Source organism: Phenylobacterium sp., from assembly GCF_022402485.1.
Taxonomy (GTDB): Bacteria; Pseudomonadota; Alphaproteobacteria; order Caulobacterales; family Caulobacteraceae; genus Phenylobacterium.
On record NZ_JAKRSA010000027.1, the window covers coordinates 18504 to 34130 of the forward strand.

Genomic DNA, 15627 nt, shown 5'->3' on the forward strand with positions numbered 1-15627 from the left:
GACTCCTTCGGTCGCCGCGGGTCAGCCTGGACGCCAGCGGTGCTCGGGCGTAGGGATCGTTCCGCTTGTGTTCTGAGTGGACGGGGGGCGGGGGATGACGGACAGCAGCAGCGATGCGATGACCGGGAAGGGGCGCGGCCTCTTGCGGGGCAGCGGTCCTCTCGGGGGCCGGGCGGCCTTTGGCTTCATCTTCGCCACGGCGCTGATGAACAGCATCTCGTTCGGCCTGATCATTCCGGTCCTGCCCAACCTGATCAAGGCCTTCACCGGCGGCGACACGGCTGAAGCTGCCGAATGGAATGTGGTGTTCGCCGTGACCTGGGGTGCCATGCAGTTCATCTGCGGGCCGCTTCTGGGGTTGCTCTCAGACCGGATCGGCCGGCGGCCGGTGCTTCTGGTGTCGATCTTTGGTCTAGCCCTGGACTTCATCATCATCGCGCTCGCCCCCAATCTCATGTGGCTGCTGATCGGGCGCATTCTGAACGGCATGACGGCGGCCAGCTTTTCCACCGCCAACGCCTATGTGGCCGATGTCACCCCGCCCGAAGGCCGAGCCAAAGCGTTTGGCTGGATGGGCTCGGCCTTCTCCTTCGGCTTCCTGATCGGGCCGGCTGTCGGGGGTGCCCTGGGGGATATCGACCTGCGTCTGCCCTTTTACGTGGCCGCAGCCCTGTCCCTGGCCAACGGGCTTTACGGCCTGTTCGTCCTGCCGGAATCCCTGCCGCCGGAGCGCCGGACAAAGCGCTTTGACTTGGCGCGGGCCAATCCGCTTGGGTCGCTGCGCCTGCTGCGCTCCCAACGGGACCTGCTGGGACTGGCCACGATTGGCCTCTTGTTTCAGCTGGCCCACACCGTGCTGCCGGCCATCTTCGTGCTCTATACCGGCTATCGCTATGGTTGGAGCCCGTCGGTCATGGGGTTGGCCATGATGGCAACCGGCGTGGCCGGGGTGATCGTCCAGGCTTTCCTGGTGGGGCCTGTGGTGGCGCGGATCGGTGAGCGGGGTGCCCTCATGCTCGGGGCCGCAGCCGGGGCGCTGGGGTTTGCCTGGTACGGCTTTGCGCCCACGGGTCTGCTGTATCTGGCCGGCGTTCCGATCTTTGCCCTGATGAACTTCCTGATGCCGGGGCTACAGGGCCTGATGACCCGTCGGGTGGCGCCCGATCAACAGGGCCAGCTGCAGGGTGCAAATCAGAGCCTGCAGGGGATCGCCTCCATGGTCGGACCGGCCCTGTTTGGCCTGACCTTCGCCTGGTCGATCCGTCATACTGACGTTATCTATGCGCCGGGCCTGGCCATCTATCTGGCCTCAGCCCTGCTGGTGGCGGCCTTTATCCTGGGGACGCGGGTGGCTCGGACGCCGCTGCCGGACTCCGCGCCCGGCGGGCCTCAGGTTCAGTCACAGACCTAGGCTGGTCATCTTTGCGCCCGAAAGCTTCGCCAAACGGCAGAGTCCGAGCGTTCCACGGAGATCTCATGCGCGCCGCCCATCTGCTCCTTCCGGCCCTGGTGATCCTTGCGGCCTGCACCGATCCGGCCAGCCGCAGCGAGGCCCAGCCCGCCCTGGCCCAGCCGACCAGGTCTGCGCCGGAGAGCGCTGTGGAGATGAAGACCTCCTTCGCCCCCGTGGTGAAAACCGCCGCCCCGGCCGTGGTCAACATCTCGGCCCGACGGATGGTGCGCCGCCAGGCCGACCCGTTCTGGGACCTGTTCGGCATGGGTGCGCCGCAGGGGCGGGTGGAAGGCTCCCTGGGCTCTGGAGTCATCGTCCGCGCCGACGGGGTTATCGTCACCAACAACCACGTGGTGGCTGGCGGTCAGGAGATTATCGTCGCCCTGGCCGACCGCCGGGAGTTTCCCGCCAAGCTGCTGCTGGCTGACGAGCGCACCGACCTGGCGGTCCTGAAGATTGACCTGGGGGAGGAGCGCCTGCCGGTGCTGGCCATTGATGACACCGGTGATGCCCAGGTCGGCGACCTGGTCCTGGCCATCGGCAATCCGTTCGGGGTGGGTCAGACGGTGACCAACGGCATCATCTCGGCCCTGAACCGCACCGCCGACCCCAGCGGGGACGCGGCGGCCAGCTACATCCAGACCGATGCGGCGATCAATCCGGGCAATTCCGGCGGCGCCCTGGTGGACATGGACGGCGACCTGATCGGCATCAACAGCTTCATCGTCTCCCGCTCGGGCACCTCCAGCGGGGTCGGCTTCGCCATGCCCGCAGCCATGGTCAAGCGGGTGGTGGAAACCGCCGTCGGCGGCGGCCAGCGGGTGGAACGCCCCTGGCTCGGCGCGCGCACCCAGACTGTCACCGCCGAGATCGCCCGCTCCATCGGCATGAGCGCGCCGCAAGGGGTGTTGGTGGCCGACATCTGGCCGGGCGGCGCGGCTGCCCGCGCGGGCCTGCGCCAGGGGGATGTGATCCTGACCGTCGATGGCCAGGCGGTCAGCGATGTGGGCGGCCTGAACTATGCGGTGGGGACCCGCCGCCTGGGCGAGACCCTGCGCCTGGGCGTGCGGCGTGAGGATGGCCAGACAGCCGACCTCAATCTGCGCGCCGAGGCCCCGCCCGCCACGCCGGCCCGGGATGAACAGAGCCTCAGCGGCCGCCATCCCTTTGACGGTGCCACCGTGGTCAACCTGTCGCCGGCCGTCGCCGACGAACTGGGCGTCGATCCCTTCCAGGGACCAGGCGTCATGGTGATCCGCGTCGGTCGCGGCTTCTCGATGAACGCCGGCCTGCGTCCCGGCGACATGATCCGCAGCGTCAATGGCCGGGAGATCCGCACGGTCCGCGACCTCGTGGCTGCCATTGGCGGGGGTTCAGCCACCTGGCAGGTGACGATCCTGCGCAATGGTCAGCCTGTGACCGCCAACTTCCGCCTGTAGGGCGGGCTGGCTGTTGCTCCCCGGGGCTTTCCGTAAGCCGACGTTCTCAAGGCCTGCGATGGGTGGAACGGCAGTTCGCCTAGTCGCAGGCTGACTGGAGCGCGTTACCGGGAGCGGTCCGGCAAACGTATCTCGCCAATTTGGCAGAGTCGATCTCATAGCCGTGGTCGCCCCGGACCAAGTCCTCTTTAAGCGGGAGTGCGCCTGTCTGGGCGACCGGCACGCTCAGTGTCTCCGGCCAGCGCTCAATGGTCCGTGACATCAGCCGGTCGCGGAAGCGCCGCGCCAATGCCACGTCTTACCCTTGCCTGAAGGATATCCACACATGGCCTAGGTGAAACTGATCTGAGACTTGAGCCTCGATTTGGCGGATATCACCGGCGCGATAGACGATGGCATGGATCGAGCTGCGGAGGATGGGCGAAATCTCCGCATTGCGCTCCATTTCCTCCGCCGTCTCAACCTTGACGTCGAGACCCTCAGCCGCCGCATCAGCGGCGAGGATAGTCAGGAAGTCGGCCCGGTCGACCGCCGTGGTCAGCGGCACCTCGAAGGCAGCCACTGTCCTGGCGCTTTCGGGCTGGGGGACGGGCTGGCAGGCTCGTATGCAGCCGACAGGCAATGAGATCACAAGCAGTACCGAAGCAGCCACGCCGACCGGAAAGCGCGACGAACCCGTTCGCCGTGAGAGAGGACTCCATCGGTGCGCTCCGAGCCAGACCAGCCAGAGCACGAGCGTACCGCCGACCGTTGCGACAGCAGCGAAACCGAACACTGCCGGGATGAGGAAGATGATCTCGCCGCCCATCAGCGGAGACGACCTTAGTTAAGCGCTGCAGTCCAGTTCGCATTGTCGAAGGTGGTGTCAGAAACCCAGCGCGGTACAGCCGTCAGACGCAGACTCGCTTGATGACGTGCCCGGCCCGAAAGCTGACGTCGGCTCGCCCCATCGCGCTATCGAGCCTCTCCCCAAGTGGTTGCGGCGAGCGCGCCCGGCATTTGCTATGAGTCGCCGATGGCCGATCTCTTCGAAGCTGCTGGGCTGACCCCGCACGCGCCCTCGCCGCTGGCTGATCGCCTGCGGCCTCAGACCCTGGCCGAGGTGGTCGGGCAGGATCATCTGCTGGGGGAGGACGGCCCCATCGGGCGCATGGCTCAGGCTCACCGTCTGGCCTCCATGATCCTGTGGGGGCCGCCCGGCACAGGCAAGACCACGATCGCGAGGCTGCTGGCCAAGGCCGCAGGCTATGAGTTTCAGCAGCTCTCGGCGGTTTTCACTGGGGTCGCCGACCTGAAGAAGGCCTTCGAGCAGGCCCGGGCCCGGCGGCTGGCCGGCCAGTCGACCCTGCTGTTCGTCGATGAGATCCACCGCTTCAACCGCGCCCAGCAGGACGGCTTCCTGCCCTTTGTGGAGGAGGGGATCGTCACCCTGGTGGGCGCCACCACCGAAAACCCGTCCTTCGAGCTGAACGGGGCGCTCCTGTCGCGCTGCCAGGTCTTCGTGCTCAAGCGGCTGGACGATGAGGCGCTGACGGCGCTGCTGGCCAAGGCCGAGGCCTTCGAGGGCCGCAACCTGCCCCTGGAGCCCGAGGCCCGTCAGGCCCTGGTGGCGCTCGCCGACGGGGATGGCCGTTACCTGCTGACCCTTGCTGAGACCCTGTTCAACATCGGCACGGCCAAGGCGCTGTCGACCAAGGAGCTGGGCGCGATCCTGCAGAAGCGCAGCCCGGCCTACGACAAGGACCGGGAGGAGCACTACAACCTCATCTCGGCCCTGCATAAGTCGATCCGCGGCTCGGACCCCGACGCGGCCCTCTACTGGCTGGCCCGGATGCTGGGGGGCGGGGAGGACCCGCTTTATCTGGCGAGGCGGCTGATCCGCACGGCGGCCGAGGATATTGGCGCGGCCGATCCCATGGCGCTCGTGCTGGCCAACGCCGCCAAGGACACCTACGACTTTCTCGGCAGTCCGGAGGGCGAGATTGCCCTGGCCCAGCTGGTGGTTCACCTGGCGACAGCACCCAAATCCAACGCCGTCTATGTGGCCTTCAAGGCCGCTCAAAAGGCCGCCAAGGAGACCGGCTCCCTGATGCCCCCGGCACACATCCGCAACGCCCCCACCAAGCTGATGCGCGACCTGGGCTATGGCCAGGGCTATGCCTATGACCACGACGCCGAGGATGGGTTTTCCGGCCAGAACTACTTCCCAGACGAAATGGAGCGGCCGGTCTTCTATCGCCCGAAAGGCGAGGGCGCCGAGGGGCCGATCAAGGCGCGCCTGGACCGCTGGGCCGAGCTGCGCGCCCGGAAGTCGCAAGGATGAGCCGCGCTCCCATGGCGCGTGCTGAAAAAGCGCCTGCACGAGAGATACAGCTGTCGGCCGACGAGATCGCCTGGGTTCGCTCTATGGTGATCTATGAGGACGCCGACCTTCTGGCGCTCAATAAGCCGTCTGGCCTGTCGAGCCAGGGCGGGCGAGGTCAGGTCCACACCCTGGACGAACTGCTGTTTGCCTTCGCCAAACCCGGCAAGGCGCGGCCCCGGCTGATCCACCGGCTGGACCGGGACACCTCCGGCGTCATCCTGACCGCCAAGACCAAGCCTGCGGCCTCGGCGCTCGGCAAGGCCATGATGGCGCGGCGGTTCGGCAAGACCTATCTGGCCGTCGTGACGCCAGGCCCGCCAGAGCCCCGCGAGGGCCTGATCGACCAGGCCATGCGTCGCGAAGAGGTTGGCCGGGAAGCCTATATGCGCATCTGTGCGGCCGATGCCCCCGGCGCCGAGAGCGCCCAGAGCCGCTATCGGACCCTGTCGTCGGTCAAGGGCGCAGCCTTGCTGGAACTGACGCCCAAGACCGGCCGCATGCATCAGCTGCGGGTGCACCTGGCCTCCATTGGCCGGCCGATCGCCGGGGACGTTCGCTATGGCGGTGCGCTCGTGCTCGGGGGGCAGCCGATCCCGCGCCTGATGCTCCATGCCCAGGCCCTGGATGTGCCCCTGGCCGCCGGCGCGCGCCTGAAGATCCAGGCCCCGCCGCCTGCCGACATGGCGCAGGTCTGCGAGGCGCTCGGTCTTGTGCTGCCGCAGGGCATTGAGAGTTTGAGCCCAGCGGGCGCGCAATCGGCCCCTGGCGGCGGACGGCCTGGCCCGGCATAAGGGGCCATGGATAAGCTCTTTCTCGTGGCGCTCGGCGGCGGGGTTGGCGCGGTGGCGCGCTACCTGCTGGGCCTGGCCAGCGTCCACCGTTTCGGCATGACCTGGCCGGTGGGCACCCTTGTTGCCAATGTTTCTGGGGGCCTTCTGATGGGCTTGCTGGTGGGCTGGCTGGCCCTGCGGGGGGGCGCAGATCAGGAGCGCCTTCGCCTGTTGCTGGGGGTCGGGCTGCTCGGCGGCTTCACGACCTTTTCGGCCTTCTCCCTGGAGACCCTGCTGATGATCGAACGTCGGGCCTATGGGGAGGCTGCGGTCTATGCCCTGGGCTCGGTGGTCCTATCGGTGGCGGCCCTGTTTGTAGGCCTGCTGATGATGCGGAGATTTGCCTGATGCGCGAGGTCCGCAACATCCTCGTTGATCCTGCAGAAGGCGGCGTGCGCCTGGACCGCTGGTTCCGCCGCCGGTGGCCGCACCTGACCCAGGGCCAGCTGCACAAGCTGATCCGCTCTGGCCAGGTTCGCATCGATGGGGCCCGGGCCAAGCCCGACACTCGCCTCGAAGGGGGCGAGAACGTCCGGGTCCCCCCCCTGCCGGATGCCCCGGCCAAGGGCGACAGTCGCAAGGCCGTGGAGCTGCATCCCCGGGACGTGGCCTATGTGAAGGGCCTGGTCATCTATGAGGACGAGGAGGTTCTGGTCCTCAACAAGCCGTCTGGCCTGGCCGTTCAGGGGGGCACCAAGACCAACAGCCATGTGGACCGTCTGCTCGGCGCCTGGGGCGAAGGCTTGGCGCGGCCAAGACTTGTCCACCGGCTGGACCGGGACACCTCCGGTGTCCTGGTGCTGGGTAAGACGCCGTCGGCCGCAGCCAAGCTGGCGGGTGCCTTTGCGCGGCGCAAGGCGCAGAAGACCTACTGGGCCCTGGTGATGGGCAATCCGCGCCCGACGGAGGGGGTCATGGAGCTGGCCCTGGTCAAGCGTGGCGTGGGCGATCGCGAGATGATCGTCCCTGCGGAAAAGGGCGATGCGGACGCCGACCCGGCCGAGACCGAATTCGTCACCATCAGCCGGGCTGGCCCCCGGGCCGCATGGATGGCCCTGCGGCCCCACACCGGCCGGACCCACCAGCTGCGCGCCCATATGAAGGCCATGGGCCACCCGATCCTGGGGGACCCCAAATACGGCGACGAGGCCTCAGCCCAGCTCTCGGGGCAGTTGAAGCTGCAGCTGCATGCCCGCCGCCTGACTCTGCCGCATCCCTCCAGCGGTATGCTGATCCTGGAGGCGCCGCTCAGCCCGGAGATGAAGGCCGGCTTCGCCCGCTTCGGCTTTGATGAGCATGAAGCCGACCCCGAGCCCTTCGGCCGCAAGCGGCGCTAGAGCGGCCCGGCGCGCAAACCCCTGGAGTAGAAATTGAGACGTGGTTTTCAAGAAGCCTCCGACCGGCCGCGCCGGTTCTACAAGGCGGTGACTATTGCCGAGGCCGATGGGGGTTATGCGATCCTGTTGGATACCCGCCAGGTGCGCGGCCCCCGGGGCGGAAAGCTGATCGCCCCCACCCGCGCCCTGGCCGACGTCATCGCCGGCGAGTGGGAGGGGCAGGGGGAGTTCCTCGACGTGCCCGGCATGCACGCTACACGCCTGGCCAACACCGCCATCGACTCAATCCCGGCGGCCCGCGACGCCTCAGCCCAGTCGATCGCAGACTACGCCAGCTCTGATCTGCTGTGCTACTTCGCCGAGGATCCCGAGGCGCTGGTGGCGCGTCAAACCGCAGAGTGGGAGCCGGTGCTCCAGCGGGCGGAGCGCGAACTGGGCCTCAGTTTTGTCCGCGCCGCTGGGATCATTCACCGCCCACAACCGCAGACCACCTTGTCCCGGGTGCGGGACCTGGCCGCAGGGCTGGACGACTTCCGCCTGGCCGGCGTCGCCTTTGGCGCCTCGCTTTTCGGCTCCTCGGTCCTGGCGCTGGCCTTGCATCACGGCTGGCTGGATGGGGGACGGGCCCTGGCGCTCTCCCGGCTGGATGAGATCTTTCAGGAAGAGGCCTGGGGGATTGACGAGGAAGCCGCCGAGCGGGTCGCGCGGCTGTCCATCGAGGCGGCGATGCTGGAGACCTGGTTCCGCGCCCTGGACGCGGCGTAAGCGCCATTTCTGCTGACGCCGCGTGAACTTGCGCGGTCTCGCAGCGCCCATTACGGCTGGGGTCTCAGTGGTCGTCAGGGAGGGGCTCAGCGTGAAGCAGATCCTCAAAGAGCTCGAAGCCAAGCGTGAAACCGCCCGCCTTGGTGGCGGCGTTCGACGGATCGAGGCTCAGCACGCCAAGGGCAAACTCACCGCCCGCGAGCGGGTCGATCTCTTGCTGGACGAGGGCTCCTTCGAGGAGTTCGACATGTTTGTCGAGCACCGCGCCACCGATTTCGGCATGGCCGAGCAGAAGGTGCCCGGCGACGGTGTCGTCACCGGCTGGGGCACGATCAACGGCCGCACCGTGTTTGTGTTTTCCAAGGACTTCACGGTCTTCGGTGGATCCCTGTCCAGCGCCCAGGCGCAGAAGATCCTCAAGGTCCAACGTCAGGCCCTGAAGATGGGCGCCCCGATCATCGGCCTGTTCGACGCCGGCGGGGCCCGGATCCAGGAGGGCGTCGACTCCCTGGCTGGCTATGCCGACATCTTTCTGGAAAACACCCTGGCCTCAGGGGTGATCCCGCAGATTGCGGTGATCATGGGGCCCTGCGCCGGGGGTGATGTCTATTCCCCGGCCATCATGGACTTCATCTTCATGGTGAAGGACACGAGCTACATGTACGTCACCGGTCCCGATGTGGTGAAGACCGTCACCCACGAGGATGTGAGCCACGAGGACCTGGGCGGCTACCGGGTCCACGCCATGAAATCCGGGGTCGCCGACGGGGCCTTCGAGAACGACCTGGAGGCCATGACCCAGGTGCGCCGCCTGGTGGACTTCCTGCCCACCTCAAACCGCGAGCGCCCGCCGGTGCGGGTGAGCTTCGATGAGCCCGAGCGGGAGGAGCCCAGCCTCGATACCCTGGTCCCGGCCAACCCCAACAAGCCCTACGACATGAAGGAGCTGATCCTGAAGGTCGTCGATGAGGCCGATTTCTTCGAAATTTCACCGGACTTCGCCAAGAACATCATCTGCGGCTTTGCCCGGATGGATGGCCAGCCGGTGGGCATTGTCGCCAACCAGCCGCAGGTCCTGGCCGGCGTGCTGGACATCGATGCCAGCCGCAAGGCCGCCCGCTTCGTGCGCTTCTGCGACGCCTTCGAGATCCCGCTGATCACCTTTGTCGACGTGCCGGGCTTCATGCCAGGCACCCGCCAGGAACAGGGGGGCCTGATCCGTCATGGCGCGAAGCTCTTGTTTGCCTATGCCGAGGCCACGGTGCCGAAGATCACCCTCATCACCCGCAAGGCCTATGGCGGGGCCTATGACGTGATGAGCTCCAAGCACATTCGCGGGGATCTCAACTATGCCTGGCCCACGGCCGAGATCGCCGTCATGGGCTCCAAGGGGGCAGTGGAAATCATCTTCCGCAACCAGTCGCCCGAGGAGCTCGTCGCCCGGGAGGCGGAGTATAAGGACCGGTTCGCCAATCCCTTCGTCGCGGCCTCCCGGGGCTATATCGACGACGTGATCATGCCCCATGGCACCCGCCGGCGGATCGTTCGCGGTCTTCGCTCCCTGAAGGGCAAGACGCTGACCAACCCCTGGAAGAAGCACGACAACATTCCGCTCTGAGCCGACGCTTCGTCGGGGCTATCTCGGAACCTGGCCGGCCTGAACCTGTTGTTTCTGTGAGCGCACTTCGCGTGCGGGACCGCAGCAACGGGAGAATTGATCATGGCTGGCAGATGGAACGAGGAGCAAGGCGACGAGCGTGGTCGCGGGATGGGCAGAGGCCAGGGCCGCCGGTTCCGCGGTCGTGATCCTGAGCCGCGGACTTTCAACTCTGGCGATGACGGTCGCGGTCCTGTGTTTGGAGAGCGCGAGACCGGCGCTGAGTATGGGGATCAAGCCTTTGTTGGCGCGCGCCGGCCGCCCATGTCGCAAGATCACGACCATGAGCGCATCTATGGCGAGGGCTATTTCGGCCAGGAAGGCTACGCCATGGGGGAGGGCGCGTTCGGGGGACCTCCGACACCACAGCGCTCCTCGAGCCGCGAGGCCTATGCCAGAGCCTATGGCGGACGTGAGTCTCGCCTGGATCAGCAGGATGATCGGGGCCTTTGGGATCGTACCACCGACGAAGTGGCGTCCTGGTTCGGCGACGATGACGCCGAGCGTCGCCGCAGCAGAGACCGTGCGCAAGGTCACCGGGGCCGTGGTCCCAAGGGCTACGTGCGTCCCGACGACCGGATCAGCGACGATGTGCATCATCATCTGACCGACAACCCCTGGCTCGACGCCTCGGATATCGAGGTGCAGGTGAAGGACGGCGAGGTGACCCTGAGCGGCACGGTGGACGACCGCCGCGCCAAGCACAGGGCCGAACACTGCGTCGAGGATATCCATGGGGTGAAGCACGTGCAGAACAATCTGCGGGTCCAGCCCCGGGTCGATCAGCCCTCGGCCACCGGCCAGCCTCCGCGCATGGCGTCCAACTCCACCCTCGCCAAGGTCACCGACGGCGAGGAATAGCCCAAGATTGCGCCCGCCGCCGCCGCCCGCCTAGGCTGGTGGCGTGGGAGATGATCTGAAGGACTTCGAACCCTGGCTCGCCCTTTGGAACCTCGTTCCGGAGGGCGATGTCACGTCCATGCCCGTGACACGATCCCGCCTGCTCCCGGTGCGCGCAGGGGAACAGCCCGCCATGCTGAAATTGGCCCACAGCCCCGACCAGCAGCGCGGCGCAGCCATCATGGCCTGGTGGGGTGGAGCCGGGGCGGCCCCGGTTCTGGCGTTCCAGGGCCAGGCGCTTCTGATGGTCCGCGCGCCGGGCGGGACACTGCTCCCACTGGTTCAGGCTGGACGGGACGAGGCGGCCACTGCGATTCTCTGCCAAGTGGTCGCCAGGCTGCATGCGCCGCGAGGCTCAGCCCCTTCGATCGCGCTGCCCCTGGAAAACCTGTTCTCAGCCTTGCTTCAGTCGGCTGACCCGACCCTGGCCCGGGCCCGTGGCGTCGCCTCAGGCCTGCTGGAGACCCCTCGCGATCTCGTACTGCTGCATGGGGACATCCACCACGGCAACGTGCTGGATTTCGGCCCTGCGGGCTGGCTGGCCATCGATCCACGGGGGCTGGTGGGGGAGCGCGCCTATGACTACGCAAACATCTTTCCCAATCCAGACTTGGCCTCCATCACCCCCGACCGCGTGGCCAACCGTCTGGCACAGATCACGCAGGCGGCTGATCTGGAGCCGGCGCGCCTGAGCGCCTGGGCCCACGCCCACGCCGGACTATCGGCCGCTTGGCACACCCAGGATGGCACTGACCCGGCTGCGGCCAGGGCCATGCTCGCCATCCTGGAGGCCGGTTAGCCCGCTCACAGATGGGCGTTGTCGCCCCGGCCTAGGGGATCGCGCAGGGGCTGGCCGTCGCCGACGAACTCCAACGACACCGAATTGATGCAGTAGCGAAGGCCGGTGGGTGGGGGGCCGTCGGGGAAGACGTGACCCTGGTGGCTGTCGCACCGCGCGCAGCGGGTCTCGACCCGGACCATGCCGTAGCTCACATCGCGCACGCCGATGACGTGGGCCTCGTTCATCGGGGCGAAGAAGCTCGGCCAGCCGGTGCCGCTCTCGAACTTGGTGTGGGCGCGGAACAGGGGCAGGCCACAGAGGCGGCAGCAATAGACCCCGTCCTCCTTGTTATCGAGCAGGCCACCGCAGAATGGGGCCTCGGTGCCGTGCCGCAGCAGGACATCGGCTTCTTCCAGGGTGAGGTCAGCCTCCAGGGTCTTGCGTTCCGCAAGGTCGGGGGGCGTCAGATCAAAAGGTGTCGCGGGGGACTCGGCTGGCTTGCTCATGGCAGCCAATCTAAGGTCGCGCGCGACGGATCGGAAGGACCCCCTGCCCAAGGGGGGCGAAGTCGGGAGAGTCCAAGCATGATTACCGCCACCACCCCAACCCTCGCCGAGCGGGACATTGCCCAGACCCTGGGCGTCGTCACCGGCGAGGCGATCATCGGTGCCAACATCTTCCGGGACTTCTTTGCCGGGATCACCAACATCATCGGCGGCCGGGCTGGCGGCTATGAAAAGGCCCTGCGCGAGGCTCGGGACATCGCCCTTCGAGAGATGTGCGAGGAGGCCCGCAGTCTGGGGGCTGACGCGGTGGTGGGCGTCGATCTCGACTATGAGACCCTGGGCGTTGAGAACGGGATGCTGATGGTCAGCGCCTCGGGAACGGCTGTGAAGCTGCGTTGAGTTTGGTGAGCATGTTTTCCAAGATTCTGATCGCCAACCGCGGCGAAATCGCTGTCCGCATCATCAAGACCTGCCGCCGGATGGGGATTGCCACGGTGGTGGTCTATTCCGAAGCCGACGCCGATTCCATGGCCGTTGAGATGGCCGATGAGGCGGTGTTCATCGGGCCAGCGCCGGCGTCGGAAAGCTATCTGGTGGCTGACAAGATTGTCGCCGCCTGCCGGGAGACGGGCGCGCAGGCCGTTCATCCGGGCTTTGGCTTCCTGTCGGAGAATGCCGGTTTTGCCCGTCGGCTGGCCGAGGAAGGTATCGTCTTCATCGGTCCCAATCCTGAGGCCATCGCGGCCATGGGCGATAAGATCGAGAGCAAGAAGGCCGCCGGTCGCGCCGGGGTCTCCACGGTGCCGGGCCATGTGGGTGAGATTTCCGATACTGCCCACGCCGTCCAGATCGCCGAGGAGATCGGCTATCCGGTGATGATCAAGGCCTCGGCCGGGGGCGGGGGCAAGGGCATCCGGGTCGCCTGGAACCGCCGCGACGTGGAGGAGGGCTTCCCCGCCGTACAGGCGGAGGCGAAGGCGAGCTTTGGCGACGATCGCATCTTCATCGAGAAGTTCATCGAGAGCCCCCGCCACATCGAGATCCAGGTGCTGGGCGACAAGCACGGCCATGTGGTCCACCTGTTCGAGCGGGAATGCTCGATCCAGCGGCGCAACCAGAAAGTCATCGAGGAGGCGCCGAGCCCCCTGCTGGACGAGGCCACCCGCAAGGCCATGGGCGATCAGGCCATCGCCCTGGCCAAGGCCGTCGGCTACGACAGCGCCGGCACTGTCGAGTTCGTGGCCGGCCAGGATCGCAGCTTCTTTTTCCTGGAGATGAACACCCGTCTGCAGGTGGAACACCCGGTCACGGAACTGATCACCGGGGTGGATCTGGTGGAGCAGATGATCCGCTCTGCCGCCGGCGAGCCCCTGCCGTTTGCTCAGGACGATCTGAAGATCAACGGTTGGGCCATTGAGAGCCGGATCTATGCGGAGGATCCCTATCGGGGTTTTCTACCCTCCATCGGCCGGCTGGTGCGCTACCGCCCGCCGCAGGAGCGGGAGGTCGAGGGCCTGACCGTGCGCAACGACGCCGGGGTCCGCGAGGGCGACGAGATCTCCATGTTCTACGACCCGATGATCTCCAAGCTCTCCACCTGGGCCCCGACCCGGCTGGCGGCCATCGACGCCATGGGTGAGGCCCTGGAGACCTTCCACATCGAGGGCCTGGGGCACAACATCCCCTTCCTGGTGGCGGTGATGGACGAGGACCGCTTCCGGTCGGGCCAACTGTCCACCAGCTACATCAAAGACCAGTACCCTGAGGGCTTCCAAGGAACCGCCCCTACGGCGCGCCAGACCGACATCCAGATCGCCGCGGCCTGCGCCATGCATCAGGTGCTGAGCGAGCGGGCCTGGCCGGGGCGGAGACGGAACGACTGGGTGGTCAATCTGGGCGGCGTCGATCATCCAGTGCGCCTGTCCCATGACGGCGGCGCGGTGCGCGTAAAGCTCACCGAGACCGGCCGCAGCCTGGCGCTCACCGACATCGCCTGGCGGCCGGGCCACCCTGTGTTCTCCGCCACCCTCGATGGGGTCAGGTTCACGGTTCAGGTCCGGCCGGCGGCGGAGGGCTTCGTCATCCGGCACCGGGCTGCAGAGGCCCGGGTGCTGGTCCTGACGCCGGTCTCAGCCCTGTTGCACAAGCGGCTGCCGCCCAAGAAGGCCGCCGACACCGCCAAGCTGGTGCTGTCTCCCATGCCGGGCCTTGTGGTCAGCCTCGACGTGGTCGCGGGTCAGGAGGTCAAGGCCGGCGAGGTGGTGGCGATCATCGAGGCCATGAAGATGCAGAATATCATCCGCGCTGAGCGGGACGGGGTGGTCAAGATGGTTGGCCCCAAGGCCGGAGACTCCGTCGCCGCAGATGAGGTGCTGGCCGAGTTTGCCTGAGCCTGGTCTCTAGCTTGGCCGTCGGAACAGAGGCTGGGGTGGTGGGTTCTTCTGGAGAGACCCACCCCAAACAGGAGCCTCCCATGGGCCATGATCCCGCCGACCGTACCGACATGCGTCTGATCGCCGCCGACAAGGTGGAAGGCGTCAGCGTCTATAATCCCCAGGGCGACAAGCTGGGCACTGTGGAGAACATCTTCATCGACAAGCGCTCGGGCCAGGCCGAGTTCGCCACCATGGCCTTTGGTGGCCTGCTGGGTATGGGGGAGAACCACTATCCTCTGCCCTGGTCCCTGCTGACCTACGACACCGACCAGGATGGATTTGTCGTGGCCCTGGACAAGGAAACCCTCGAAGGCGCGCCGGGCTTCAACAAATCCCGCTTCAGTGAAGCTGATTACAGCTGGCGTGACGAGGTTGCCGGCTACTTCGGCGCAGCGCACTAGCAGGCTAGGGCAGGCGCGGGGGCGCAGCCTCCACCGTGGCCCCAAACCAGGTCTCGAAGCCGGCGCGCAAGGCCGCGTCGGCTTCGTCCAGGGTGACGGGCAGGCCAAGATCCACCAGGCTTGTCACCCCGTGCTCGGTGACCCCGCAGGGCACGATGCCGGCAAAGTGGCTGAGATCGGGCTCGACGTTCAGGGCGATCCCGTGGAACGACACCCAACGTCGCAATTTGACGCCGATGGCGGCGATCTTGTCTTCCTGGGGTGAAAATCCCGGGGTGCGTCGCTCCACCCAGACCCCCACCCGTCCTTGACGAACGGCCCCCTCCACATTGAACCGGGCCAGGGCCTCGATCACCCAACCTTCCAGCGCTGCGACGAAGGCGCGCACGTCACGCCGTCGGGCGGTAAGGTCGAGCATCACATAGGCCACCCGCTGACCTGGCCCGTGATAGGTGAACTGACCCCCGCGCCCGCTTTGAAACACGGGGAACCGTTCCGGCTGCAGGAGGTCTTCGGGCCGCGCTGAAACCCCGGCTGTATAAAGGGGTGGGTGTTCCAGCAACCAGATCAGCTCACTGGCCCGCCCCTCGGCGATGGCGGCCGCGCGGGCCTCCATGATCCCCACAGCCACCTCATAATCCACAAGACCCCGCGACACAGCCCATTCGACGGGCGCGCCATCGGGGCGATGAAAATATGTCCCGGAGGACTCTGGGTTTAACGCGCGGTCAAGCATGGCAGGGTCAAAGTGGGGCCTA

16 protein-coding genes are annotated in these 15627 nt (G+C 66.9%); 13 read left to right on the forward strand and 3 right to left on the reverse strand.

What is annotated here, in order from left to right:
- The first annotated feature begins 94 nt into the window (after positions 1–94).
- Entirely contained in the window at positions 95–1411 is a 1317-nt protein-coding gene (locus MH112_RS10845) for a TCR/Tet family MFS transporter (RefSeq protein WP_365786977.1), read from the forward strand.
- Positions 1412–1476: 65 nt separating this feature from the next.
- Positions 1477–2892 (forward strand): Do family serine endopeptidase, encoded by a 1416-nt coding sequence (locus tag MH112_RS10850; protein ID WP_296567647.1) that lies wholly within the window; start codon positions 1477–1479, stop codon positions 2890–2892.
- A 298-nt stretch (positions 2893–3190) separates the two neighbouring features.
- Here MH112_RS10850 and MH112_RS10855 read toward each other — a convergent pair whose 3' ends face one another.
- Entirely contained in the window at positions 3191–3700 is a 510-nt protein-coding gene (locus MH112_RS10855) for a hypothetical protein (protein ID WP_296567649.1), read from the reverse strand.
- A gap of 207 nt (positions 3701–3907) precedes the next feature.
- Here MH112_RS10855 and MH112_RS10860 point away from each other — a divergent pair, with 207 nt between their 5' ends.
- From MH112_RS10860 to MH112_RS10895, 8 genes are all read left to right on the forward strand, one after another.
- A complete protein-coding gene (locus tag MH112_RS10860) occupies positions 3908–5215 on the forward strand; it encodes a replication-associated recombination protein A (RefSeq protein ID WP_296567650.1) in 1308 nt (435 codons plus the stop codon).
- A gap of 11 nt (positions 5216–5226) precedes the next feature.
- Positions 5227–6048, forward strand: a complete 822-nt coding sequence (locus MH112_RS10865; RefSeq protein WP_296567652.1) for an RluA family pseudouridine synthase — start codon at positions 5227–5229, stop codon at positions 6046–6048.
- A 6-nt stretch (positions 6049–6054) separates the two neighbouring features.
- Positions 6055–6435, forward strand: a complete 381-nt coding sequence (gene crcB, locus MH112_RS10870; protein WP_296567653.1) for a fluoride efflux transporter CrcB — start codon at positions 6055–6057, stop codon at positions 6433–6435.
- Positions 6435–7424 carry an RluA family pseudouridine synthase gene (locus tag MH112_RS10875; protein WP_296567656.1) on the forward strand — a complete coding sequence of 330 codons (990 nt, stop codon included), beginning with the start codon at positions 6435–6437 and terminating at the stop codon, positions 7422–7424. Before crcB ends, MH112_RS10875 begins: the two co-directional genes overlap by 1 nt.
- Positions 7425–7457: 33 nt before the next feature.
- Entirely contained in the window at positions 7458–8189 is a 732-nt protein-coding gene (locus MH112_RS10880) for an ATP12 family protein (RefSeq protein ID WP_296567658.1), read from the forward strand.
- Positions 8190–8280: 91 nt separating this feature from the next.
- Entirely contained in the window at positions 8281–9807 is a 1527-nt protein-coding gene (locus tag MH112_RS10885; protein ID WP_296567660.1) for an acyl-CoA carboxylase subunit beta, read from the forward strand.
- Positions 9808–9909: 102 nt separating this feature from the next.
- Positions 9910–10707 carry a BON domain-containing protein gene (locus MH112_RS10890; protein ID WP_296567663.1) on the forward strand — a complete coding sequence of 266 codons (798 nt, stop codon included), beginning with the start codon at positions 9910–9912 and terminating at the stop codon, positions 10705–10707.
- A gap of 43 nt (positions 10708–10750) precedes the next feature.
- On the forward strand, positions 10751–11545 hold the full coding sequence (locus MH112_RS10895; protein WP_296567665.1) for an aminoglycoside phosphotransferase family protein: 795 nt from the start codon (positions 10751–10753) through the stop codon (positions 11543–11545).
- A gap of 5 nt (positions 11546–11550) precedes the next feature.
- Here the strand turns inward: MH112_RS10895 and msrB are convergent, their stop codons facing one another.
- A complete protein-coding gene (gene msrB / locus MH112_RS10900) occupies positions 11551–12033 on the reverse strand; it encodes a peptide-methionine (R)-S-oxide reductase MsrB (protein WP_296567668.1) in 483 nt (160 codons plus the stop codon).
- Positions 12034–12111: 78 nt separating this feature from the next.
- Here msrB and MH112_RS10905 point away from each other — a divergent pair, with 78 nt between their 5' ends.
- The 3 genes from MH112_RS10905 to MH112_RS10915 all read left to right on the forward strand — a co-directional run bounded on the left by MH112_RS10905 (position 12112) and on the right by MH112_RS10915 (position 14869).
- Positions 12112–12432 carry a heavy metal-binding domain-containing protein gene (locus tag MH112_RS10905; protein WP_296567670.1) on the forward strand — a complete coding sequence of 107 codons (321 nt, stop codon included), beginning with the start codon at positions 12112–12114 and terminating at the stop codon, positions 12430–12432.
- 11 nt (positions 12433–12443) lie between these two features.
- Positions 12444–14423, forward strand: a complete 1980-nt coding sequence (locus MH112_RS10910; protein WP_296567672.1) for an acetyl/propionyl/methylcrotonyl-CoA carboxylase subunit alpha — start codon at positions 12444–12446, stop codon at positions 14421–14423.
- An 83-nt stretch (positions 14424–14506) separates the two neighbouring features.
- Positions 14507–14869, forward strand: a complete 363-nt coding sequence (locus MH112_RS10915) for a PRC-barrel domain-containing protein (protein ID WP_296567675.1) — start codon at positions 14507–14509, stop codon at positions 14867–14869.
- 4 nt (positions 14870–14873) lie between these two features.
- Here MH112_RS10915 and lipB read toward each other — a convergent pair whose 3' ends face one another.
- Entirely contained in the window at positions 14874–15605 is a 732-nt protein-coding gene (lipB, locus tag MH112_RS10920; RefSeq protein WP_296567677.1) for a lipoyl(octanoyl) transferase LipB, read from the reverse strand.
- Positions 15606–15627 lie beyond the last annotated feature (22 nt).

What these genes read in the sequence shown, in the direction of transcription:
- MH112_RS10845 (WP_365786977.1), top strand. Translation starts at nt 95, where the DNA reads ATGACGGACAGCAGCAGCGATGCGATGACCGGGAAGGGGCGCGGCCTC.
- MH112_RS10850 (WP_296567647.1), top strand. Translation starts at nt 1,477, where the DNA reads ATGCGCGCCGCCCATCTGCTCCTTCCGGCCCTGGTGATCCTTGCGGCC.
- MH112_RS10855 (WP_296567649.1), bottom strand. Translation starts at nt 3,700, where the DNA reads ATGGGCGGCGAGATCATCTTCCTCATCCCGGCAGTGTTCGGTTTCGCT.
- MH112_RS10860 (WP_296567650.1), top strand. Translation starts at nt 3,908, where the DNA reads ATGGCCGATCTCTTCGAAGCTGCTGGGCTGACCCCGCACGCGCCCTCG.
- MH112_RS10865 (WP_296567652.1), top strand. Translation starts at nt 5,227, where the DNA reads ATGGCGCGTGCTGAAAAAGCGCCTGCACGAGAGATACAGCTGTCGGCC.
- crcB (WP_296567653.1), top strand. Translation starts at nt 6,055, where the DNA reads ATGGATAAGCTCTTTCTCGTGGCGCTCGGCGGCGGGGTTGGCGCGGTG.
- MH112_RS10875 (WP_296567656.1), top strand. Translation starts at nt 6,435, where the DNA reads ATGCGCGAGGTCCGCAACATCCTCGTTGATCCTGCAGAAGGCGGCGTG.
- MH112_RS10890 (WP_296567663.1), top strand. Translation starts at nt 9,910, where the DNA reads ATGGCTGGCAGATGGAACGAGGAGCAAGGCGACGAGCGTGGTCGCGGG.
- msrB (WP_296567668.1), bottom strand. Translation starts at nt 12,033, where the DNA reads ATGAGCAAGCCAGCCGAGTCCCCCGCGACACCTTTTGATCTGACGCCC.
- MH112_RS10905 (WP_296567670.1), top strand. Translation starts at nt 12,112, where the DNA reads ATGATTACCGCCACCACCCCAACCCTCGCCGAGCGGGACATTGCCCAG.
- MH112_RS10910 (WP_296567672.1), top strand. Translation starts at nt 12,444, where the DNA reads ATGTTTTCCAAGATTCTGATCGCCAACCGCGGCGAAATCGCTGTCCGC.
- MH112_RS10915 (WP_296567675.1), top strand. Translation starts at nt 14,507, where the DNA reads ATGGGCCATGATCCCGCCGACCGTACCGACATGCGTCTGATCGCCGCC.
- lipB (WP_296567677.1), bottom strand. Translation starts at nt 15,605, where the DNA reads ATGCTTGACCGCGCGTTAAACCCAGAGTCCTCCGGGACATATTTTCAT.